The sequence below is a fragment of the Streptomyces sp. MAI_2237 genome (assembly GCF_054189285.1).
Map to the genome: position 1 here is coordinate 156,166 of NZ_JAJPGQ010000005.1, position 21,502 is coordinate 177,667.

Annotated in this window: 22 protein-coding genes and 1 pseudogene; 14 read left to right on the top strand and 9 right to left on the bottom strand. The window is 68.6% G+C overall.

Features of this window, described 5'->3' with window-relative positions:
• Window positions 1-101: 101 nt before the first annotated feature.
• From LN251_RS28820 to LN251_RS28835, 4 genes are all read right to left on the bottom strand, one after another.
• The gene (locus LN251_RS28820) at window positions 102-269 is read right to left on the bottom strand and encodes a thiomuracin/GE37468 family thiazolyl RiPP peptide (protein ID WP_159027190.1); all 168 of its coding nucleotides are present in this window, start codon (window positions 267-269) and stop codon (window positions 102-104) included.
• A 65-nt stretch (window positions 270-334) separates the two neighbouring features.
• On the bottom strand, window positions 335-502 hold the full coding sequence (locus tag LN251_RS28825; RefSeq protein WP_107067791.1) for a thiomuracin/GE37468 family thiazolyl RiPP peptide: 168 nt from the start codon (window positions 500-502) through the stop codon (window positions 335-337).
• Between the two features lie 76 nt (window positions 503-578).
• Window positions 579-1,643: an LLM class flavin-dependent oxidoreductase gene (locus tag LN251_RS28830; RefSeq protein WP_458247108.1), complete on the bottom strand. Its 1,065-nt coding sequence runs from the start codon at window positions 1,641-1,643 to the stop codon at window positions 579-581.
• 377 nt (window positions 1,644-2,020) lie between these two features.
• Window positions 2,021-2,593: an EF-Tu/IF-2/RF-3 family GTPase gene (locus LN251_RS28835; RefSeq protein WP_458247109.1), complete on the bottom strand. Its 573-nt coding sequence runs from the start codon at window positions 2,591-2,593 to the stop codon at window positions 2,021-2,023.
• A 75-nt stretch (window positions 2,594-2,668) separates the two neighbouring features.
• On the opposite strand from LN251_RS28835, the gene LN251_RS28840 reads away from it, so the two are divergent.
• Window positions 2,669-3,094 carry a cation:dicarboxylate symporter family transporter gene (locus tag LN251_RS28840; protein WP_458247110.1) on the top strand — a complete coding sequence of 142 codons (426 nt, stop codon included), beginning with the start codon at window positions 2,669-2,671 and terminating at the stop codon, window positions 3,092-3,094.
• A 143-nt stretch (window positions 3,095-3,237) separates the two neighbouring features.
• Here the strand turns inward: LN251_RS28840 and LN251_RS28845 are convergent, their stop codons facing one another.
• The gene (locus tag LN251_RS28845; protein ID WP_458247111.1) at window positions 3,238-4,155 is read right to left on the bottom strand and encodes an EamA family transporter; all 918 of its coding nucleotides are present in this window, start codon (window positions 4,153-4,155) and stop codon (window positions 3,238-3,240) included.
• Between the two features lie 30 nt (window positions 4,156-4,185).
• On the opposite strand from LN251_RS28845, the gene LN251_RS28850 reads away from it, so the two are divergent.
• A complete protein-coding gene (locus tag LN251_RS28850; protein WP_458247112.1) occupies window positions 4,186-4,710 on the top strand; it encodes a MarR family winged helix-turn-helix transcriptional regulator in 525 nt (174 codons plus the stop codon).
• 212 nt (window positions 4,711-4,922) lie between these two features.
• Here the strand turns inward: LN251_RS28850 and LN251_RS28855 are convergent, their stop codons facing one another.
• Both LN251_RS28855 and LN251_RS28860 read right to left on the bottom strand, forming a co-directional pair.
• Window positions 4,923-6,632: a glycosyl hydrolase gene (locus tag LN251_RS28855; RefSeq protein WP_458247113.1), complete on the bottom strand. Its 1,710-nt coding sequence runs from the start codon at window positions 6,630-6,632 to the stop codon at window positions 4,923-4,925.
• Window positions 6,633-6,660: 28 nt separating this feature from the next.
• Window positions 6,661-8,613 (bottom strand): annotated as a pseudogene (locus LN251_RS28860) (glycosyl hydrolase); the annotation flags it as partial.
• A gap of 384 nt (window positions 8,614-8,997) precedes the next feature.
• On the opposite strand from LN251_RS28860, the gene LN251_RS28865 reads away from it, so the two are divergent.
• The 9 genes from LN251_RS28865 to LN251_RS28905 all read left to right on the top strand — a co-directional run bounded on the left by LN251_RS28865 (window position 8,998) and on the right by LN251_RS28905 (window position 17,933).
• Entirely contained in the window at window positions 8,998-10,185 is a 1,188-nt protein-coding gene (locus LN251_RS28865) for an extracellular solute-binding protein (RefSeq protein WP_458247114.1), read from the top strand.
• 214 nt (window positions 10,186-10,399) lie between these two features.
• Entirely contained in the window at window positions 10,400-11,704 is a 1,305-nt protein-coding gene (locus tag LN251_RS28870; RefSeq protein WP_458247115.1) for an ABC transporter substrate-binding protein, read from the top strand.
• A 120-nt stretch (window positions 11,705-11,824) separates the two neighbouring features.
• Window positions 11,825-12,772 (top strand): carbohydrate ABC transporter permease, encoded by a 948-nt coding sequence (locus LN251_RS28875; RefSeq protein ID WP_458247116.1) that lies wholly within the window; start codon window positions 11,825-11,827, stop codon window positions 12,770-12,772.
• Window positions 12,769-13,677 carry a carbohydrate ABC transporter permease gene (locus LN251_RS28880; protein ID WP_458247117.1) on the top strand — a complete coding sequence of 303 codons (909 nt, stop codon included), beginning with the start codon at window positions 12,769-12,771 and terminating at the stop codon, window positions 13,675-13,677. Before LN251_RS28875 ends, LN251_RS28880 begins: the two co-directional genes overlap by 4 nt.
• 437 nt (window positions 13,678-14,114) lie before the next feature.
• Entirely contained in the window at window positions 14,115-15,518 is a 1,404-nt protein-coding gene (locus tag LN251_RS28885; protein WP_458247118.1) for a GH1 family beta-glucosidase, read from the top strand.
• Window positions 15,519-15,620: 102 nt separating this feature from the next.
• Window positions 15,621-16,670: a LacI family DNA-binding transcriptional regulator gene (locus tag LN251_RS28890; RefSeq protein ID WP_458247119.1), complete on the top strand. Its 1,050-nt coding sequence runs from the start codon at window positions 15,621-15,623 to the stop codon at window positions 16,668-16,670.
• A gap of 80 nt (window positions 16,671-16,750) precedes the next feature.
• On the top strand, window positions 16,751-17,053 hold the full coding sequence (locus LN251_RS28895) for a hypothetical protein (RefSeq protein WP_458247120.1): 303 nt from the start codon (window positions 16,751-16,753) through the stop codon (window positions 17,051-17,053).
• Window positions 17,050-17,436 carry a fic family toxin-antitoxin system, toxin component gene (locus tag LN251_RS28900; RefSeq protein WP_458247121.1) on the top strand — a complete coding sequence of 129 codons (387 nt, stop codon included), beginning with the start codon at window positions 17,050-17,052 and terminating at the stop codon, window positions 17,434-17,436. The genes LN251_RS28895 and LN251_RS28900 overlap by 4 nt, the downstream gene beginning before the upstream one ends.
• A 287-nt stretch (window positions 17,437-17,723) precedes the next feature.
• On the top strand, window positions 17,724-17,933 hold the full coding sequence (locus LN251_RS28905; protein ID WP_458247122.1) for a hypothetical protein: 210 nt from the start codon (window positions 17,724-17,726) through the stop codon (window positions 17,931-17,933).
• Window positions 17,934-18,069: 136 nt separating this feature from the next.
• Here LN251_RS28905 and LN251_RS28910 read toward each other — a convergent pair whose 3' ends face one another.
• Window positions 18,070-18,663, bottom strand: a complete 594-nt coding sequence (locus tag LN251_RS28910) for a hypothetical protein (protein WP_458247123.1) — start codon at window positions 18,661-18,663, stop codon at window positions 18,070-18,072.
• A 447-nt stretch (window positions 18,664-19,110) separates the two neighbouring features.
• Here LN251_RS28910 and LN251_RS28915 point away from each other — a divergent pair, with 447 nt between their 5' ends.
• Both LN251_RS28915 and LN251_RS28920 read left to right on the top strand, forming a co-directional pair.
• Window positions 19,111-19,674: a sigma-70 family RNA polymerase sigma factor gene (locus LN251_RS28915; RefSeq protein ID WP_458247124.1), complete on the top strand. Its 564-nt coding sequence runs from the start codon at window positions 19,111-19,113 to the stop codon at window positions 19,672-19,674.
• A complete protein-coding gene (locus LN251_RS28920) occupies window positions 19,661-20,452 on the top strand; it encodes an anti-sigma factor domain-containing protein (protein WP_458247125.1) in 792 nt (263 codons plus the stop codon). The genes LN251_RS28915 and LN251_RS28920 overlap by 14 nt, the downstream gene beginning before the upstream one ends.
• 161 nt (window positions 20,453-20,613) lie before the next feature.
• Here LN251_RS28920 and LN251_RS28925 read toward each other — a convergent pair whose 3' ends face one another.
• Window positions 20,614-20,898, bottom strand: a complete 285-nt coding sequence (locus LN251_RS28925; protein ID WP_458247126.1) for a DUF7336 domain-containing protein — start codon at window positions 20,896-20,898, stop codon at window positions 20,614-20,616.
• 149 nt (window positions 20,899-21,047) lie between these two features.
• On the opposite strand from LN251_RS28925, the gene LN251_RS28930 reads away from it, so the two are divergent.
• Window positions 21,048-21,467: a nuclear transport factor 2 family protein gene (locus LN251_RS28930; RefSeq protein WP_458247127.1), complete on the top strand. Its 420-nt coding sequence runs from the start codon at window positions 21,048-21,050 to the stop codon at window positions 21,465-21,467.
• Window positions 21,468-21,502 lie beyond the last annotated feature (35 nt).

Sequence of the window (21,502 nt, forward strand, 5' to 3'; positions counted from 1 at the left end):
CTCATTGATGACTGGTCAGCAGGAGGACCGAGAGCCACCCGGTCCCCGTTCGGATTCACGCACCGGCTAGAGCACATGTGCCGGAAGGTTCAGCACCCCGATCAGGTGCAGGAGCAGCACGGGCAGCAGCAACAGCAGCTGCTCTGACCGCCGGAAGCGGACAGCTCCGTGAGGCCGTAACCGGCCGTCACCGAGGCGGGCACCACCTTGCCCAGGTCCACCAACTCGAAGGCACTGTCATCCAGCACCAACTCGTCGAATTCCTCCATGTCTTGCACCCCCTTTCCTGCGCCGTGTCGACAAGGGAAGGTCCGCACCGGAAACGTTCGCCGGATCAGGTGCAGGAGCAGCACGGGCAGCAGCAGCAACAGCTGCTCGCACCGCCGGAAGCGGACAGCTCCGTGAGGCCGTAACCGGCCGTCACCGAGGCGGGCACCACCTTGCCCAGGTCCACCAACTCGAAGGCACTGTCATCCAGCACCAACTCGTCGAATTCCTCCATGTCTTACACCTCCTTCTGCACAGCTTTCATCTGTGTTTTCCTGCCAAGTGAAATCGCTGCGACAGCCGCTTTCATGTCACAGCTTTTTCACCTCCGGCAGCACCTTGTCGCAGAAGAGCTCCAAGGTCCGCCGAGCCTCGGGGAGCGGCATCGCGCCGAAATCGATCTGCCACAGGATCTGGTCGACGCCGCCGATGTGGTCGTTGAAGGCGCGGATGCGCTCGATGACGGTGGCGGGAGATCCGACTATGGCTCCGCCCTCGGTGTAGAGCTTGGCCGGCCGAAGACCGCGCAGCATCCAGCCGAACCCGGAGTAGCCGCGGTAGGCCGAGGACTCCCGCTTGTCCCATGGGCTCACGGCCTCCGCCCACACGTCCAGGTAACGGCGCAGATAGGTCTCGGCGATCTCCTCGGCACGTTCGTCGGTGTCCGCGACCACCAGCGGCAGGCTGGCCGCGATCCGGGGCCGCAGCCCGGAGCCGGCGTGCGCGGCCTCGAACGCGTCGCGGTAGAGGGTGAGGTGGTCACGGAACTCGTGCGGCGAGATCAGCGGCGTGATCAGCAACCCCAGCCCCTCCTCGCCCAGCCAGGTGAAGCTTTCCGGGGTGCGGACCGCGGCGCCCCACATCGGCGGATGCGGCCGCTGGGTGGGCCGCGGCAGTCCCGTCACGTCACGGTAGGAGAAGAACGGCGTCTGCTCGCTGACCTTTTCCTCGGTCCAGATACGCTGCACCGCGCGAATCGACTCGCGGAATCGGTCGGTGCTCTCGTCCATCTCCAGACCGAGGGCGTCGAACTCGTCGGGCAGATAGGCCCGGGCGAATCCCACATCGAGCCGGCCACCGCTGATCGCGTCCACCTGAGCGGCTTCCGCGGCCAGTTGAATGGGATGGTGGAAGACAGGCAGCACGCAGCCGGTGATCAGCCTGACCGACTTCGTCCGGGCGGCCACGGCGGACAGGAAGCCCAGGGGGCTGGGGCAGTACCCGCCGTAGTAGTGCAGATAGTGCTCGGTCATCTTGACCGAGTCCAGGCCTCCCATTTCGGCCTGGACCGACAACTCCAGCGCGTCGCTGAAGTAGACCTGTGGAGATTTCGTCTCCGGCGTGCAGTCAGGAAGAAAGGAAAGCCCGAAGCGCACCGATACCACTCCCTACCAACCTGATCCCCATCGGATCGACGTGGGACAAGCACCCACGCGATCCCGGGCCTGTCGGCGCCACCGGGGTGTCTCACGGAGGACGCTACGCCGGGCCGCCGAGGCATTTGAGCCGCGGCAAGGTTCCTTTTCGAGGATGAGGGTTCTCACGCACGAGCCGTCCAACTGCCCCCGCAACCGCCCCGGTCAACAAGAAAGACCCAGGTCACAGGAGATCGCTCCGATCCGTGCAACGACTGAGCCTCCAGGACGGCACGAACAGATCAGGCAACTCCGCCGCCGACTGCTTGCTCGGGCCACGGGTCGCCGCCGTGCCACTCGCGCAGTGCTCCGCCGTTGGCGTTGCTCGCGTGTACAGCTCAACGCGGCAGATGCGTCACCATGCCCGATCCGGCGGCACGACCGTGGTGACGGAATGCGAAGGACTGGCCGTGCTGAAGTACCACAGGCTCTTCGAGTGCCACTGTCACCTCGGCTCCGTGAAGGGGCCGGACTACGTCGGCACCCTCGGGCAGGGTGACGGTCCCCCAGACTGCGGCGGTGCGGACGTAGAAGCAGAGACGATCGCCGGAGGCAACGTCCGCGCCGCCCTGCTCCTCGGACAGCAGGGTGATGTCGGCAGTGAAGCCATTGCGGGCGCGGACCGAACCTGGAGCCGCGAGCACCTGTCCCCGCCTGACGGCATCCACGGCCAGGCCACGCAGCCGCATCGCGACGTTCATCCCCGCCCTCGCCTCCCCGATAGGGGTGCGATTCATTTCGATGCCCGCGATGCGAGCGGTCGCGTCACCGCCCGGGCCGACGATCTCCACCGCGTCACCCTTGTGCACCCGGCCACGCTCGATCCGACCCGTCGCCATGACCTCCCTGCCCTGTTGCAGACAGAACACATCTTCAACGGGCATGAGAAACGGCCCTTCAACTGCATCCACCTCACACGCTCCTGGAAACCCGCCGATGCGAACCCATGCTCCCGGGTAACCGCGCGTGGCGACTACATCGCCTCCATGGGCAACGCCCGTGCGGTGGGCCGCGTGAGCCTGAAGGCCCTGATCTACTTCGAGGTGCTGACCATGCTCGGCGTCATGCTGCTCCCCTCCAAGGGCGCCGCATGCGTCACCGGCTCCGGCTTCATCGCCCTGGCCGCCACACTCAGCGCCGTCCCGCACGTCCCGGTGGCCGCCCTGGCACTGATCTTCGGCATCGACCGGTTGATGTCCGAGGACCGCGCCCTGACCAGCCGGGTCGGCAACGGCGTCGCCACCCTCGCCGTCGCCCGCTGGGAGGGAGAGCTCGACGAGGACCGCCAGGGCCGCCCTGTGCGGAGAGATCCCCTACACCCCGGCCCTCACTCCTTCCGCGGGGCCGACCCCGCACGATCCGATACCGGCGCCCGCACCGGCTCACACCCCCGCCCCCGCGCCGCACACTGACGTACCTCGCGAGGATCGCAGAGTGGGCCGGCTCGGAGCGTCTGCTCCGGGCCGGCCGGCCCACCCGTATGCGCACCACCAGCGCGGGCGGCCGCTCCTGCGGAGCCTTCAGCCGACTTCCACGCCCCACGCGGAAAATGGGGCTACCGCGCGGCCCGCTCTTTGCGCGGGGCAGCCGCGGCCACTCCACTCCTTACGCGCCGCCCGGCGCGCGCGGGCCGGCCGAGGACGACCCCGGCCAGGACGAGGACCAGACCGCAGAGTTGCTGCAGGGTCAGCGACTCCCCTGCGACCGCGACACCGAGCAGTACGCCCGTCACGGGATTGAGCAGGCCGATCAGCCCCACGGTTCCCGCGGGCAGGTGCCGCAGGCCGGCGAACCAGACGGCGAACGCCAGCGCGGTCGCGACGACGGCGACGTAGCAGAAGGCGAGGAATCCCGGCGCGGTCAGCCGGGGCGGGCCGCCTTCGACCGCCACGGCGGCCGGCAGGAGCAGGAGGCCGCCCGCGGTCAGCTGCCAAGCGGTCGACGCGGTCACATCCACACCGGCACCCCACCGCCTGGTGAGGGGGTGACCGAAGGACGACACCAGCACCGCGGCTGCTGACGCGAGGACCCCGGGCACGCCCACATCCGCCGCTCCCGTGAGCAGCATCAGGCATACGCCGGCCAGTCCGATCCCGGCGCCGGCCAGATGGGCCGCTCTCGGACGCTCCGACACCAGGAGCCAGGCCATGAGCATCATCGTCAGCGGGGACACCGCCATGACCGTCGAGGCGATACTCGTCGGAAGCAACTGCGAGGCGGCGTAGACGAGGACGAAGAAGACACTCACGTTGAGCAGCCCGAGCACCGCGGATCGCCACCACCACGCACCCTTGGGCAGTCGCCTGCACAGGGCGAGCATGACCACACCGGCGGGCAGGGCGCGCAGGGCGGCACCGTACAGAGGGCGGTCGGCGGGCAAGAACTCGCGCGTCACGAAGTAGTTGGCTCCCCATGCCACCGGGGCGATCGCGGTCAGCGCCACTCGGCCGATATTAGCTTCCACGGAAGCCATCTTACTTCCATGGAAGCTATAATGTCTTCCATGGAAGGCACTCAACCGATCGATCGTGTGGCTCGCATCCAAGCCGACTGGCGACGGGAACTCCCCGACGTCGACGTGTCCCCGCAGGCAGTGATCGGGCGACTGCACCGGCTGGCCGATCGACTCACCGGGGAACTCCGCCTCGTGTACGCCCGGTACGGCCTCAGCGAGGGAGAGTTCGACGTGCTGTGCGCTCTGCGCCGCGCCGGCGAACCCTACGAACGCGCACCCGGCGAACTGGCCGCGCACACCATGGTGACCACCGGTGCCATGACGAAGCGGATCGACCGCCTCGAACGGGCCGGGCTCGTCACCCGTCGCCGCTCCGACGACGACCAGCGCGGCCGGATCGTCGCCCTCACCGACCCCGGACGAAAACTGATCGACCAGGCGTTCACCGAGCACATGGGCAATGAACGCCGCCTGTTGGACCTGCTGACCGATGCGGAGGCCGAGGCACTCGAAGGCCTGCTCACGACGTGGCTCTCGCGCATGGAGCAGCCGCACCGCCCCGGCAACCCCTGACCCACCGCCCGCCCGCCTCCGGCCGACCCCCGGACAGGGCCTGACGATGTGCGGGGTCGACTGAACACCTCGACGCCGACAGGGCCGACTCGGCCACCACGCACCGCCGGCAGCCGACGGACCTCTCGGGTCGCGCGACCGCCGTCGGGCGCGCGGGCACGCGAGGCGCCTGGCCCCCGGTGAGGAGGGCCAGGCGCGTCGTACGTCAGCGGTCAGTTGTAGGGCAGATGCAGCACCGAGAGGTTGCCGGTGCCCAGGGCGCCGGCGCTGGTGCCGAGGGCGTTCCAGATCTTCGCCTGGACCTTTCCGTCCTTGAGGTCACAGGTCGCGCCGCTGGACGAGGCCAGGCCCTTGGACTGGGTGTAGTGCTCCCATCCCGCCACCGGATCGGTGGCGAAGTAGTGGTAGGTCTCCACGCGGTCCCACGAGCCGTCGCCGGTGCAGTCGTAGGACAGCCGCAGCTGGACGGCGTTGCCGACCGCGGTGTTGGCGTCGACCGCGAGGTCGAACGTCGGCGTGCCGCCGTTGTAGGCGAGGTTCACCCCGTCGGCGGTCAGCGTCACCGGCTGGTACGGGCTGCCGTCGTGGTTGGCGCCGTCACCGGCGGCCAGTGAGACGCTGCCGGCGGCGCTCGTGTCGGGGGTCAGCGACCCGTCGCCCTGCATGTACAGCGTCGGCGAGGTGATACCGGCGCCCGTACTCGTCGCCGTGGGCGACGCGGTCGGGCTCGCGCTCCCATCGCCGTCGGTCATCGTGTAGGGCAGCTTGAACACGGACAGGTCGCCGGTGCCCAGCTTGCTGGGGTTGCTGCCGAGGGCGTTCCAGATCTTGGCCTGGACCTTGCCGTTGGCCAGGTCACACGCCGTGCCGGTGGCGGAGACCAGGCCGGAGGTCTGGGTGTAGTGCTCCCAGCCCTGAACCGGGTCGGTGGCGAAGTAGTGGTAGGTCTCCACCCGGTTCCAGGTGCCGTTGCCGGTGCAGTCGTACGACAGCTGCACCTGGACGGCGTTGCCGACGGCGCTGCCGGCGTCGACCGACAGGTCGAACGCCGGGGTACCGCCGTTGAAGGTGCCGGTCAGACCGGTGGCGGTCAGCGTGACCGGCTGGTACGGGCTGGCGTCGTGGTTGGCGCCGTCACCGGCGGTCACCTGGACACTGCCCGAGGCGCTCGTGGCGGCGGTCAGCGAACCGTCGCTCTGCGCGTACAGGGTGGAGGAGTTGCCGCCGCCGGGGGGCGGGGACGTGCTCGCCGGCGGGGTGCTCGGCGGCGGGGAGTCCGTGGCCGGCGGGGCGCCGTTGCCGCCCTTCCAGTTCTGCGCTCCGGTGGCGACGGTCTGTCCGGCGCCGACCTCGACGGTGGTCCCGTCGGAGAAGTGGACCGTCGAGCCCGTGCCGGTGGCGTCGGCGGCGACGTAGGTGCGGGCGCCGTTCTTGACGAAGACCGAGCTGAGCGGGCTGTCCGAGGTCACGGTGGTGTCCACGGTGCCGAGGGCGGCGAGGTTGCGGATCCAGTGGAAGGTGTGCGCCTTGCTCTCGCCCTCCTCCGAGGCGAAGGAGTTGTTCGCCTTGAAGTTGGCGAGGGCCGCGGCGGGATCACCGAGGGCCTGGTACTCGTACCAGATGTCGGTCCAGATGGTCGGCTGGGTCTTGCCGCTCTGGGTGAGCATCTCCTGATAGTTGGCCTTGACGTAGGCCGGGTCGTAGCCCAGGTACAGGTGGCCGCCGGTCACCGGCAGCAGGTTGATGCCCTGGATCTGCTCGGGTGCGCTGGAGAACCAGGTCGAGTAGGCGCCGCCGTTGCCCCACACCATGCCGACTTCCTTGTGCTTGAAGTCGGTGGGGTAGATCTCGTCCTTGGTGTCGAACCAGTAGTCCTGAATGGCGGCGGCCCTGCGTGGTGTACATGTAGATGCCGGCGTCACGGACGGTCTTGTTGCCGGTCGCGATGCCCCACTGGATGAGCGCGTTGTCGAAGTTCATGCCCTCGGACGAGGACTCCTGATTGTTGCCCGCGGCGAAGGAGCCGTGGCCGGAGGCCCAGTCGTGGCCGCTGTAGATGTCGAAGTCGCGCAGGTAGGGGAAGCGCTTGTCCGTCCGGTCGTAGTTGTTGGCGTCCCGGATGAGCAGGTCGACCATGCCGCCGTACTGGCTCGAGGCGGCCCAGGCCGGGTCGAACTTGGCGAGCGTGGCGGCGGCGGCGATGTAGTAGCCGTAGTGGAAGTGGTGGTCGTTGAGTTCCTGGTCGGACCCGTAGGAGGCCGGGTAGCCGATCAGGGTGCCCCAGTTCTTGTCGTAGTAGAAGAGATGGCCCGTCTCGTTCTGCGAGGCGGTGAACCAGTCGTTCAGCTTGGACTTGATCGCGGACAGGGCGGCGTCGCGCACCGCGGTGTTGCCGGTCTGGTCCGCGATCTCCGCCAGGCGGGCGGCGCGGCCGAGGCCCTTGCCCGTCCAATAGGTGTCGTCGCTCTGCTGGCGGGTCGGATCGACCTTCTCCGCGTCGAGGTAGTTCTGGAGCGTGGCGGCGTCGGAGCCGGAGCTGTCGGCGACGGCCGGTACCTCGGGCAGGACACCGTGGAAGACCATCGAGGTCGTGAAGGAGTCGATACCGGTGAGGATCTTCAGCGGGCCGCGGGAGGACACGTACTTCTGAGTCAGCGGGGTGTCGCCGGTCAGGTGGCGCCACTGGTGCGGCATCAGGGCGGCGACCGTGCCGGTCCCCGTTCCCTCCATCGCCTTGGTGGTGTACTTGTACGTCGTCGTGACGGTGCTCGTGGCGTCGTCGTAGCTGTAGGAGACCGCGGTACCCGTGACGTGGTGGTGGGCGTACTTGGCGTACTCGTCCACGAGCGCGGAGCGGTCGGTCGCCGAGGTCGAGGACGTGGTCGGGAGGACCGCGACGGAGAAGTAGTCCTTGCCGCCCAGCGAGGAGCTGAGGGTGCTGCCGCTCACGGACCAGGTGGAGCCGGTCGGGGCGAAGGCGACGTAGTCGTGACCGTTGACGGTGTAGCCGATGGTGCCACCGGAGTTGGACCACACGCTGAGGGTCGCCGTGGAGGAGCCCTTGATCTGCGCCTTGCCGCCGGTGGCTCGGTAGTAGGAGAAGGGCAGACCGGAGCCGATGGTGGCCCGCAGCGTGTGCGCGCCGTCCGTGAGTACGGGGCTGACGGTCCAGTCGCTCCAGTCGTCGACCTTGACCTCGGGAGCCGCGAGGCCCTCGACCCCCACGACGAAGTCCTCGTCGTAGTTGAAGTGGTACTCGCCGACACCCGTGGCGCTGCCGGAGATCGCCGGCGTGGTGCTGTACGAGACGCCCAGTCCGCCGGAGCCGGCCTTGAAGCCCAGCGGCTGCGCGAACAGTGGCTCGCCGTATGCGCAGTTGGTGCGCTTCCACAGGATCGACGACCACCAGTCGTTGGTGGGTACGGCACCTGACGGGGCGTTCGCCGTCACCCAGTGCCGGGGATTGGTCGACAGGTCCCCGCAACCGGACGGAAGGGGGCCGGGCGGCGTCGTGGTGTAGCTGCCCTGGCCCACCGTGTCGGCGCGCGCGTCATGCGAGACGAGCACGGTCAATGCGGCACCGAGCAGGGCGACCACCACGCCGAGCACCACGGTCCGGTACAGACGGAAGGATCTTTGGGCATGCCACCGAGCGCCTGGCGCGGCTCTTGGTGGGGTGGGGTGGCCCGCTGGCGCGGGCAGCGGGTGACTTGCTGGGAGCATGACAGAACTCCTGGTCAGAGGGGCCGTCGCGAGCCGCACGCGACGGTGACGAATGGACGTGCTCGTGCGTGTGACGCCCTCGGTGGCCGATCCGCAGAGCCTTCCGTCTGCGAGAGGTGGGCCACCCGCGAGGGGGATGAACCGCCGCGGCGATGCGGTCGCGCTGTGCCGTGAACGCATCCGCACGGCTCGCCGTTGAGAGCGTTCTCAGAATGGGAGGCTAGGGATGGTTTCCCGACACTGTCAACACTTCGCGCAACGACTGTTCACCCGTCTGTGACGCCCGCGAAACAGCAGGCCACACAAGACACCCGCTCAAGTGCCGCTTCGTCCGGACCCCTTGACTGTTCTTCCCGGCATCTCCACTGTCAGAACCGTTCGAGAGCGCTCTCAGAACGCGGGGCGAACTCGGCATCCCTTCCCCGACGCCTGGAGACCTCCATGCATTCGCGCAGCTCAGTCCGCCTGCGAGCACTTGCCATGACGGCCACTGCCACTGCCGCCTGCCTCGTCGCGACCTCGTGCAGCGGCGACTTCGCGGACGGCGGTTCCGGGGGGCAGAAAGTGACCTTGCGTATCGGCGTCTCCGGCTCCTTCGGCTTCGAGGAGGCGGGGCTGTACACCGAGTACATGAAGGCCCACCCGAACATCGTCATCCAGCAGACCAACACGCGGAACGAGGGCCGGTACTGGCGGGATCTGCGGACGAGACTCGACTCGGGATCACGGCCGGCGGACATCCAGAGCCTGTCGGCGGAGCGCATGGCCGAGGTCGTGCACAGCCGGGCCGGATCGTTCACGGACCTCGGCAAGACAGGTCTCGGCGGCGCCGACCAGGGGCTGGCGCCGTGGAAGACCGCCGCCGCCACGACCGCCGACGGCCGGGTACTGGCCGCCGGCACCGACAGCGAGCCCGAGGCGATCTGCTATCGCACCGACCTCCTGCGCGCCGCCGGGCTCCCCACGCGACGGGACCGCCTGGCAGCCGCATGGTCCACCTGGGACGGCTATCTGGCACTCGCGAAGAAGTACGCGGCGAAGGCCAAACCCGGCCGGACCTGGACGGACAGCGCCACCGCCCTGTTCACCGCCGAGCTCGGACAGCAACGCGTGCGGTACACCGACGAGAGCGGCGCCGCGGTCTATGCGAAGAACCCCGCGGTGCGCACGGCGTGGAAACACGCGGCCAGACTCGTCGGCGGCGGACTGTCGGCGAACCTGCGCCAGAACAGCGCCGCATGGGACAAAGCGCTCACCTCCGACAGATTCGCCACTGTTGTCTGCCCGGCCGGAATGCTCCGGCGCATCGAAGCCAAGGCCGGGGACCGCTACGCGGGCACATGGGACGTCGCAGCCGGCCCCGGACGGTCCGGCAACCTCGGCGGCTCCTACCTCGCGATCCCGAAGTCGGCGAAGCACCCGAAGGAGGCCGCGGCACTGCTCAAGTGGCTCACGGCCGACCAGCAGCAGGTCAGGGTCTTCACCAGGAGCGGCCTGTTCCCCTCCGGGCTGCGGGCCCAGGCCCAGATCAGGCTGACCCAGGACCCGTACTTCAACAACGCGCCCGTCGGAGAGATCTTCGGCCAGGCGTCGGCCCGCACGCCCGTGCAGTCGGCCGGCGCCGACGAAACCCCGGCTCACCAGGCATTCGCCGATGCGCTGGCAGCACTGGAAGGGCACAAGACCTCTGCGGAGAAGGGCTGGAGGCGGGCCCTCGCCGACGCCGACAGAGCCATGAAACGACAGCCCTGACACCCGGTGCGCGCCGAGCCGGTGCGGCGATCGAGGACCACCGTTATGCGTTCGACTCTTGACGGGAGCGGCGTGGGTCCGGAAACTCTGAGCACCGCTTGAGAGCGCTCTCAAAAATCTGAGGCGCCCGGCGTCTCAGCGTCCGCTCCACTCGCTCCGCATCGAACTCCGCACTCTGCACTCCGCACTCCGCCCGAAGCCATGGAGGCTTTCCATGTCCATCTCCCGAGCCGCCAGACAAGCCACCCTCAGACTCGGGGCGGTCGCACTCGCCGGCACCCTGCTCGCCGCCTGCGGGTCCGGCTCATCGGATTCCTCCGCCCAGAACGGCGGCAAGGTCACGCTCACCGTGGACCTGTTCGGCACGTTCGGCTTCAAGGAGGCCGGTCTGTACGCCGAGTACCACAAGCTCCACCCGAACATCACGATCAAGGAGTCGAGCACCGAGAACGAGGCCGACTACTGGAAGGCACTCCAGACCCGGCTCGCCGGCGGAGGCGGCCTCGCCGACGTCCAGGGCATCGAGGTCGGCCGCATCGCCTCCGTCACCCAGCAGCAGGCCGACAAGTTCGAGGACCTCAACGCCTACGGCGCCAAGAGCCTCAAGAACGACTACTCGGCGGCCAAGTGGAACGCGGCCGGCACCCCCGACGGCCGCACCCTGGGCCTCGGCACCGACGTCGGCCCCGAGGCCATCTGCTACCGCACCGACCTGTTCAAGAAGGCCGGTCTGCCCACCGACCGCGACGAGCTGGCCAAGAAGTGGGCCACCTGGGACGACTACCTGGCACTGGGTAAGCAGTACCAGGCCAAGGCGGGATCCTCCAGCCACTGGATGGACAGCGTCGGCAGCCTCTACTCCCTGATCGTCGGACAGCAGAAGGAGCGTTACTACGACGCCTCCGGAAAGCTGATCTACAAGGACAACCCGGCCGTCAAAACGGCCTGGGACACCTCCGTCAAGGCCGCCCAGGACGGGCTGAGCGCCAAGCTCGCCCAGTGGACACCCGCCTGGAACCAGGCGTTCAGCAGCGGATCCTTCGCCACCATCGGCTGCCCCGCCTGGATGCTGGGCTACATCAAGGGCCAGGCCGGCTCGGCCGGCAACGGCACCTGGGACGTCGCCCCGCTGCCCGGCGGCGCCGCGGGCAACTGGGGTGGTTCCTACCTCGCCATCCCCAAGGGCTCGCCGCACGCCAAGGAGGCGTACGCACTCATCAAGTGGCTCACGGCGGGACCGCAGCAGGAAAAGCTGTTCAAGAAGCAGGGCAGCTTCCCGTCCAACACCGCCGCCATCAAGGCTGTCAGCGGCGTCACCGACCCCTACTTCAGCAACGCCCCGGTCGGTGAGATCTTCGGCAAGGCCGCCGAGAGCGCGCCCGTCCAGGTGCTCGGCGTGCACGACAACGACGTGAACGTGCAGATCACCAACGCGCTCGGTGAGGTCGAGCGCAAGGGCACCAGCTCCGCCACCGCCTGGAGCCACGCCGACAAGGGCGTCAAGAACGCGGTCGGCTGACCGGCCCTCCCCCGTGACGGGGCGCGAGGGACCACCTCCCCGACAGGCGGCCTCCCGGCACCGGTCCTTCGCGCCCCTCCCCTGACGTCCGACAGACCTCTCCGATCCAAAGGTCTCCTCATGACCCTGACCGCCTCCGCCCCCAGGCGCACCGCGCGGCCGCCTGCCACGCTGCGCCAGCGCCTGGCCCGGCTGTCGCCCTACGCCTATGTCACCCCGTTCTTCGCCCTGTTCGCCGCCTTCGGGCTGTTCCCGCTGCTCTACACGGCCTACGTCTCGCTCTACCGGGTCGAACTCCAGACACCGGACCAGATGGAGTGGCGGGGCCTGGACAACTACACCGCGCTGTTCGGCGACGACAACTTCTGGACGGCGCTGCGCAACACCTTCACCATCGGCGTCATCTCCACCGTCCCGCAGCTGCTGATGGCCCTCGGCCTGGCCCACCTGCTCAACTACAAGCTGCGCGGCCGCACCTTCTTCCGCGTCACCATGCTGCTGCCCTACGCCACTTCCGTGGCCGCGGCCACCCTCGTCTTCGCCCAGCTGTTCGGGCGCGACTTCGGACTCATCAACTACCTGCTCCATCTGGCCGGCATCGGACCGGTCGACTGGCAGTCCGGCACCGTCGCCTCGCAGATCGCCGTGTCCACCATCGTCACCTGGCGCTGGACCGGCTACAACACGCTGATCTACCTCGCCGGCATGCAGGCCATCCCGGCGGACCTGTACGAGGCCGCCGAACTCGACGGAGCCTCCCGCTGGCGGCAGTTCCTGCACGTCACGTTGCCCGGTCTGCGCCCCACGATCCTGTTCACCATCGTGGTGTCCACCATCGGCGCCACCCAACTGTTCGGTGAGCCCCTGCTGTTCGAGGGCAGCATCTCCGGCGGCATCTCCCACCAGTACCAGACCCTCGGGCTCTACATGTACGAGCAGGGCTGGGGCTTCTTCCATCTCGGCCGTGCCGCCGCCATCGCCTGGGTGATGTTCGTGCTCATCGTCCTGCTGGTGCTGGTCAACACCGCCGTCGCCCGTCGCCGCAGCGGCAAGGAGAACCAGCGATGACCACTCTGACCGCGCCGCGAAGCACCGGCGAGAGCACCGCTCCGGCCGCCCGCCCCGCCCGCCGTCCACGCGGCAGGCGGGCCGGAGGCCACGAGCGCGGCGGGCGCCTGGCGTACGCCATCCTCATCGCGGCGGCCCTGTTCTCCGCCTTCCCCTTCTACTGGACGATCGTGGCGGCCACCCGCTCCAACGCGGATCTGGCCAAGACCCCGCCGGCGCTGCTGCCCGGCGGCAACCTGATCCACAACTTCGACCAGGTGCTGCAACAGGCCGACATCGGCAAGGCGTTGCTCAACTCCCTCATCGTCTCCGGCTCGGTGACGGTGGGAACCGTCCTGTGCTCCACCCTGGCCGGCTTCGCCTTCGCCAAACTGCACTTCCGGGGACGCAACGCACTGCTCGCCCTCACCATCGGCACGATGATGATCCCGCCGCAGCTCGGAGTGATCCCGCTGTTCATGGTGATCGCCAAACTGCACTGGGTGAACCAGCTCCAGGCCGTCATCCTGCCCGGCCTGGTCTCCGCCTTCGGGGTCTTCTTCATGCGCCAGTTCCTGCTGCAGGCGCTGCCCGACGAGCTGATCGAGGCCGGCCGCGTCGACGGCGCGTCGACGGCCCGGATCTTCTGGAGCATCGTCATCCCCGTGGCCCGGCCCGGGATGGCCGTGCTCGGCATCCTGACCTTCATGGCCTCCTGGAACGACTTCTTCTGGCCGATCATCGCCCTGACCTCGCAGCAGCCGACGGTGCAGGTCGCCCTGCGCCAGCTGGGCGGCGGCTACGTCCACGACCAGTCGGTCGTCATGGCCGGCACCCTGCTCGGCACCCTGCCCGTGCTGCTCGTCTTCGGCCTGCTGGGCCGACAGATCGTGGGCGGCATCATGCAGGGCGCCGTCAAGGGGTAGGCGCGGCCCCCTCCCGCCGCCCTTTTTCGCGGGCGGCTCGTGCCCGCCCCTCACGGCGGCCCCCGATCTCCCGGCCTCGCGCCCGGCACGGCCCATCCGCCCCGCTAGCCGCGTCGGGCCCCGGCCGGGACGATCGGGGGCCGCCCTCACCCGGTATCCCGGGCCGGAACCACCACCCCTGTGACCGACACCGTCGGATCACGGTGGCCGGAACAGCACTTGTTCCTCCGCCACGCATTCTTTGCCACGGCCGTCTGCGTCACGACCTCATGCGATACGACCTTCTTCGCCACGAACTCCCGCGTGACGGCCTTTCTCTTTCTTCACGACTCTTCTCTTCACGACTCTTCTCTTCACGACTCTTCTCTTCACGACCCTTCCTGGTCGCGACCTTTCCTCGTCACGACTCTCGTTCGCCACGACACCACGGAGCCCGGATGACCACCACCGCCCCCCACACCACCCCCGCGGCCGGAGCGACCTTTCCACCGGCGTTCCGCTGGGGTGCCGCCACCGCCGCCTACCAGATCGAGGGAGCCGCGAACGAGGACGGCCGGACACCATCCATCTGGGACACCTTCAGCCGGACGCCCGGCAAGGTCCGCAACGGCGACACCGGGGACATCGCGGCCGACCATTACCACCGCATGCGGGACGACGTGGCGCTCATGGCCTCCTTGGGACTGACCGACTACCGCTTCTCCGTCTCCTGGCCCCGCGTCCAGCCGACCGGGCGTGGCCCGGCCTCCCAGAAGGGCCTGGACTTCTACCGTGCCCTCGCCGACGAGTTGCTCTCCCGCGGCATCCGCCCCGTGCTGACCCTCTACCACTGGGACCTTCCGCAGGAACTGGAGGACGCCGGCGGCTGGCCCGAGCGCGACACCGCATACCGGTTCGCCGAGTACGCCGAGCTGGTCGCCGGGGCGCTCGGTGACCGCGTACAGACCTGGACGACGCTGAACGAACCGTGGTGCGCGGCCTTCCTCGGCTACGCCGACGGCGTCCACGCGCCGGGTCGCACGGAACCGGCGGCGGCGCTGCGGGCTGCCCACCACCTGAACCTGGGCCACGGTCTGGCCGTCGGTGTGCTGCGCGACACGATCCCCACGTCGGCGGAGGTGTCGCTGACGCTGAACCTCGCGGCCGTGCGTCCGCTCACCAACAGCCCCGCCGACGTCGATGCGGCGCGCCGCATCGACGCGCTGGCCAACCGCGTCTTCCTGGATCCCGTCTTCCACGGCCGCTACCCCGAGGACCTGCTCGCCGACACCGCGGACCTCACCGACTGGGCCTTCGTTCAGGACGAGGACCTGCGAGTGATCTCCCGCCCTCTCGACAGTCTCGGCATCAACTACTACTCCCCCACGGTGGTGGCCGCCGGCTCCCACCCCCTGCCCTCCCCTTGGCCCGCCGCCCAGGACCACGTGCGGTTCGTGCCGGCCCCGGGCCCCCGCACGGCCATGGACTGGCCGGTGGACGCAGGCGGCCTGTACGAACTGCTGACGCGGCTGCGCGACGAACTGCCGCACACGCCGGTGCTCGTGACGGAGAACGGCGCCGCCTACGACGACTACGTCGACCCGAGCGGAGCGGTGCACGACCCCGAGCGGATCACCTACCTGCGTGAACACCTGGAGGCCGTCCACCGTGCGATGGAGGCCGGGGCCGACGTCCGCGGCTACTTCCTGTGGTCGCTGCTGGACAACTTCGAGTGGGCCTACGGCTACGGCAAGCGGTTCGGCATGGTGCACGTGGACTACGCGAGCCAGCGCCGCACTCCGAAGGACAGTGCGCTGTGGTACGCGCAGGTGGTGGCCTCCGGCGGGCTGCCCCGCGAGTGAGCGGCCGACGAGCCGAGAATCATTGAGAGCGCTCTCTAAAATCAGGTGCACTCCGCAGGTCACGGGAAGCTACGCTGTTCCCGTCCCTGAGAGGAGCGTTCTTTGTCCGACCAGATCTTCGCTCGTCGCCCCACCCTGGAAGCCGTCGCCGAACGGGCCGGTGTCTCCCGAGCCACCGTCTCCCGCGTGGTGAACGGAGGCAGCGGGGTGCGCGAGGCTCTGGTGGACAAGGTGCGCCGCGCCGTCGAGGAACTGGGGTACGTGCCGAACCAGGCGGCTCGCACCCTGGTCACCCGGCGCACCGGCGCGGTCGCCGTCATCGCCGCGGAGCCGGAGACCGAGGTCTTCACCAACCCCTTCTTCGCCGAGCAGTTGCTCGGCATCAGCCGGGAGCTGGCCGCGCACGACCACCAGCTCGTGCTGCTGCTGACGGAGGAAGCGGCCGACTACGAGCGGGTCGGGCGCTACCTCGCCGGCGGCCACGTGGACGGCGCCGTGCTGTTCTCCCTGCACAACGACGATCCGCTGCCGGAGATCGTCCGCCGGGTCGGCATCCCGACCGTCTTCGGGGGCCGCCCCGGATGGCCGGGCGCGGAGGCGGACCGCAGCCTGCTGTACGTCGACTCCGACAACCGCGGCGGCGCACGCGAGGCGGTGAATCATCTCATCTCGCTGGGCCGCGGCCGCATCGCGACGATCACGGGTCCGATGGACCAGGTGGCGTCGGTGGACCGGCTCGACGGCTACCACGACATGCTCATGGACGCCGATCCCCGGCTCATCGTGGAAGGCGACTTCTCCGAGCCGGGCGGCGCACGTGCGATGACCGCACTGCTCGACCGCGCCCCCGACCTGGACGCCGTCTTCGTCGCGTCTGACCTCATGGCCCTGGGCGCCCTGCGCGTCCTGCGGGAGCGCGGTTACCGGGTACCGGCGGACGTGGCGGTCGTCGGCTTCGACGACATGGCCAAGGTGGCCGAGCACACCGACCCACCACTGACCACCGTCCGCCAAGACATCGAGGAGATGGGCCGGCTGATGGTGCGACTGCTGCTGCGCAGCCTCGACCGCCAGGCGAAGGACGCCCCCGTCGGCCGTCCGCTGTCTTCCGTGATCATCCCCACCCGGCTGGTGCGGCGCGCGACAGCGTGACGATGCCGGCCCGCGTCGCCGGACGGGGCCTTTTGCCTCTCACGAGACGGACGCGCGGTATCACTGCTACCGTCGATACCATGTCGGAATCCAAGAAGGCGATGAGCCTGCGTTTCCCCGACCCCGCGCAGCAGGCCGCCATCGCGGCGGCGGCCAAGCAGGCGGGGGTCAGCATGCAGGAGTACATCCTCTCTGCCGCCTACGACCGTGCGACCGCCGTGGAGCGGAAGTTCCTGGACGGCTTCCAGGCGTCCATGGCCCGCAGTGGCGCGGCTTTCGCGTCCGAGCCCAGCAGCGTGGATCCCACAGCCGACCAGCGTGCTGCCGAGCAGGAGGCGCGTCGAGACCTCGACCAGCACCAGGAACGAGGCAATGCCGCGTGAGCCAACCCGACCGGCTCCACCCGCTCGACGTGACCTTCCTCCTGCACGCCGCTGAGCTGCTCGACGGCGATCCACAGGTCGACGACTTCGGACCGCTGTACGCCGCGGTCGCCCGAGTCAGCGCCAGGGCGATGGAGCGGGACATCTACGGTTCGCTGTACCTCAAGGCCGCCGCACTGCTGCAGACCCTGGCGAGACTGCCGTGTCTGGAACACTCCAACGAACGCTTCGCCTGGCACGCGACCGAGGCCTACCTGCTTCTCAACGCACGCGAACTCGACTACCAGCCCAAGGCAGCCGTCGCCCTGGTGCGTGACGCGGCATCCGAAGCGCTCGGCGTCGCCCTGATCGCCCGCCAGCTGCGCGACTGGACCGTCACGTAACCCTGGGGCAGCCGAACGTATTGCCCTGCCTCGGGCTTCCCGTCTCTACCCGCGGCCGAGCAAGCGGTCGAGGTACTCACCCGGCCCTTCTCCTCACTTCTGAGCCGGAGGGTTCTCCCCCGTCATCTGCGCGCTCCGCAGTCGTTCAACCTCCTGGCGCCCGTGCCGTTTGGGCCGGACTGCTCGTTCCAGAGGGAGGGTGACGACGTCACGACATGGGTCCGTCGCACACCTGCCCTGCGCATCCGATCCGCTGTCCGCCGCGGAATCAGGCCGAGAGGTGAACGATGGAACAGTCGGAGTTCGTCCAGCCGGACCGCGCAGTCGCAGTGATGTATGCGGTGTGCGCTGCTTGCCGTTTCATGGGAGAGGTGGTCACGGTGGATGAAGACGTGAATACCGTCTTCGTCCGAGCTCGCTCCCACGCTCAAGCGGCCCATATCGGTGAGTCGATGACAGGCGTTGAAATCGTCTGGGACGTCATCCCCGCGATCTGAGGAATCAGCTCCGCGGCGGCCGCGGCGGAGTCCACGAGCTCAGGTGAGGCGGGCCGGACTGCGCGTGCGCCTCTGAACAGAGGTCGTGCAGGCGGTGCCGGGAAGTGGCGGCACCGCCTGCTGTCGCGTGAGTGGGTCAGAAGCAGGGGTGGGTGTCGGCGGTCCCGACGTTCAGACCGGTGCTGAAGACCTTGGTCTTGAGGGTGGAGTTGAGCGCGCCGGCCGCTTCCTTGGTGAGCTTGAGCGTGACGTTGGTGGCGTCGGCCTTGTGCTTGCCGAGCCTGACGTGGGCAGTGGACAGGTCGAGCTTGAAGACGGGGACCCGGGTCTTGGTACCGGCGACGAGGCCGGTCAGTCGTCCCTTGGTGAGGTCGATGGTGAAGTTCTTGACCTCCAGCGAGCGGCCGTTGAAGACGTTGGTGAACTTCAGGCCGCCGCTGTGCTTGATCGTTCCGCCGAGGGGGCTGGTGGTCAGGGAGCCGCCGGTGATCGGGTAGCCGGCCTTCAAGGTGGGCCGGCCGCCGACGGTGGTGAGGCTGGGCTTGCCGGGGCGGGTGACGATGGGGGCGATCCCGTTGGACAGCAGCGCCTTGGCAATCGCCGGAGCCACCGTCACGGAGGTCTGGCCACCCTTGACGTGGACGGTGTGCGGGGTTGCCGAGGCGGTGGGCGCCGCGATCACCAGGGCCGCGACGGTGGACGCGGCGGAGACAAGTACGGTGCGGGTCATGGCAGTTCACTCCTGAGGCTTGTTGTACCGGGTGAAGCGGATGACGGGGACGTATTCCGCCACTGCGGAGGGAGTGGATGCAGCCGGCAGCCCAGGAAATCAGAGGTGGGCGATTAATCCCTTTGGTATGCAATGTGCTGATGCACAAAGTGACCTCCGATGCTGAAACCCTCCCTTCCTCTTAGGTCGTTCGGTGGCCTGCAACCGATACGGCTCGGAGGCGGAATGTGAGTCCGTAGGAGCCGCGATGGTGCGAGGCGTCATCGGGTCGGCACGTCGCGGGAGCGTCCGGCGGGGGGCGGCGGCGTTGCCGCGCGGTACGCACACCGGGATGCACCACGCCGGCGCGATGGGCTCCCGAAACGACCTGGAACTCGTGGCGGGAGGGGAGAACCGATGACGGCGCTCCGGACCGGATCTGACGTACTCGCGGCTAGGGTGGCGACGGTGACCAGACCATTGTCCGATGACCTGCTGGCGCAGGGCTTCGCCGACGGGGACGAGGCCTGTCTCAACGAGGCCTACCAGCGTTGGGGGGCACTGCTTTTCACGATCGCCCTGCGCAGGCTCGGTGACTCTGAAGAGGCGAGGGATGTCACCCAGCAGGTGTTCGTCGGAGCGTGGAGGGGGCGCAAGGGCTTCGATCGGGACCGTGGCTCGCTCAAGACGTGGCTGGTGGGCATCACGGACAAGAAGATCGCTGACGCGCTGGAGCGGCGGTCGCGAGCTCTGCGGGGCCAGGAGGCTGTCGCCGAGTTCGCGTCCCTCGACAGCGAAGCGGATTCCATCACGGCGGCGGAAGCGGTCGTCGACCACGTCGTGATCACGGATGAACTCGGCCAGTTGCCCGCCCCTCAACAGGCAGTGCTTCGAATGGCGTTCTACGACGGCTTGAGTCTGTCGCAGATCGCCGAGCGGACGGGCATGCCGCTAGGAACGGTCAAGAGTCATACACGGCGCGGGATGATGCGCTTGAAGCATCGACTGGAGGTGGACGGTGAAGCACACTGACGAGGAGACGCTGACCTTGATGGCGCTCGGAGAGCTCCCTTCGGACAGTGACGACCTTCACCTGCAGACGTGTCCGGCCTGTCGCAGCGAACTCGAAGCGCTCCGCCACGTCGTCATGACGGCTCGGGCATCGGAGCTCGATGACGTCGAACTCCTACAGCCGCCAGCCGAGTTGTGGACCGACATCGCAACCGAACTCGCCCTTGCCCACGCGCCGACCGACGACGCAGGCGCCGTGCACGACGGCCCTCATGACGTCACCGCCGACAACGATGACCACGTCGCATCTCCCGCCGAGCACAGTGCACCTACCTCACGAGCCGTGCGCCGGCCACTGCTTTCGCGCCGAGCGCGCTTCAGTGTCGCCCTGGCTGCGTGCGCGGCGCTGCTTGGCGCTACGGCAGGAAGCGCGATCACCTGGTGGGTGACTCGCGGGGACAGTACGGCCTCCGCCGTCCACACCAGAGCGCTCGACTCCCTGCGGCCCGCGTCGAAGGGCTACGCCGGCCTGCGCGGTACAGGAGCACACCGCAGCCTGACCGTACAGGTCACGGAACTCCCCACCACCTCAGGCTACTTCGAGGTGTGGCTCATGGACCGCTCCCACACCAAGCTCGTCTCCATGGGGGTCCTGAACCCCGACGGAAAAGCGACCCTGCCGGTGCCGGAGAACATCGACCTCAGGCAGTACTCGGTCGTCGACGTTTCCGTACAGCCCTACAACGGCAAGCCCGATCACTCCGGCAAGAGCATCGTCCGAGGACCGTACGCCAGTTGAGGGCCGGGGCGCGCGACGGAAGGCCGCCCCCATGGAGTGCGGCCTTCCTGTGTGCGGATCACTTTTGACTCTCTCGGATGGTTGCCGGGCGGACTGCACGCAGGTGGGTGCCGCCCCCCGCGAAGGGCCGTCAGGCGGGGTTTGCCCTCTGGCCACCCGGCCTACTCGCGCGGCGGAACTCGCACGAAGCCCTGGGCCCAATCGTCCTTGTCGAGCTCGCAGGCGTCGAAGTAGAAGCACTCCGGTTCATCACGGAAGCCCGGTAGCAGCCGAGCCTGACGCACACGCTCTTCAACCCGTTCAAGGGTTGAGTAGATACCGAGCAGCTTTACGTCGTCGCCGTCCACCTCGTCGCAGAACACCCCGCCCTCATCGACGTGCACAGTTGAGCCGTCGTCGCCAGCTTCGTTCTGGTGGCCGACATGCCACAGCGGATACACGATCACAGGCGCGAAGCTATCAGCACGCGAGTCCGTGATGCTTGCGAGGTTCGGCGCTCATACTTCCAGGGACTCAGGCAGCGCCAGAGACCGCCGCCGTTCAAAGCCTCACGACCGCCGAGGGCTTGCGGGCCGCGACCGTGCATCATGTCGCCATGATCCAGAACGACCGGCACGCGCCCGACGCGACCCCGCAGCATCCCGACGTCACCGAGGCGATCGTCCGGGAGCGGCGCCTCCACGACCCCTCCGCCCGCGTCTCCGGCCCCCTCGCCGAAGCCCTCTTCGACCCCGATTTCATTGAGGTCGGCGCATCCGGGCGGCGGTGGACGCGCACGGAGATGGTCGCCGCCCTGCCCACGCTCCATGGCGGCGCCGAGAACAGCACGCCCATCACTGCAGAGCGCTTCGAGGGTGCGATCCTGGCCCCCGGCATCGTCCACCTGACCTACCAGACCCGCATCGGGGACCGGCACGCCCGCCGTTCGTCGATCTGGCGCCGCGACGCCGCCGGGGAGTTCCGGGTCTACTATCACCAGGCCACGCCGGTACCGGATGAGACGGCCAGGCCGTAAGGGCCGTCCTGGGGCGGCCGTCTACCCCTTCCCGC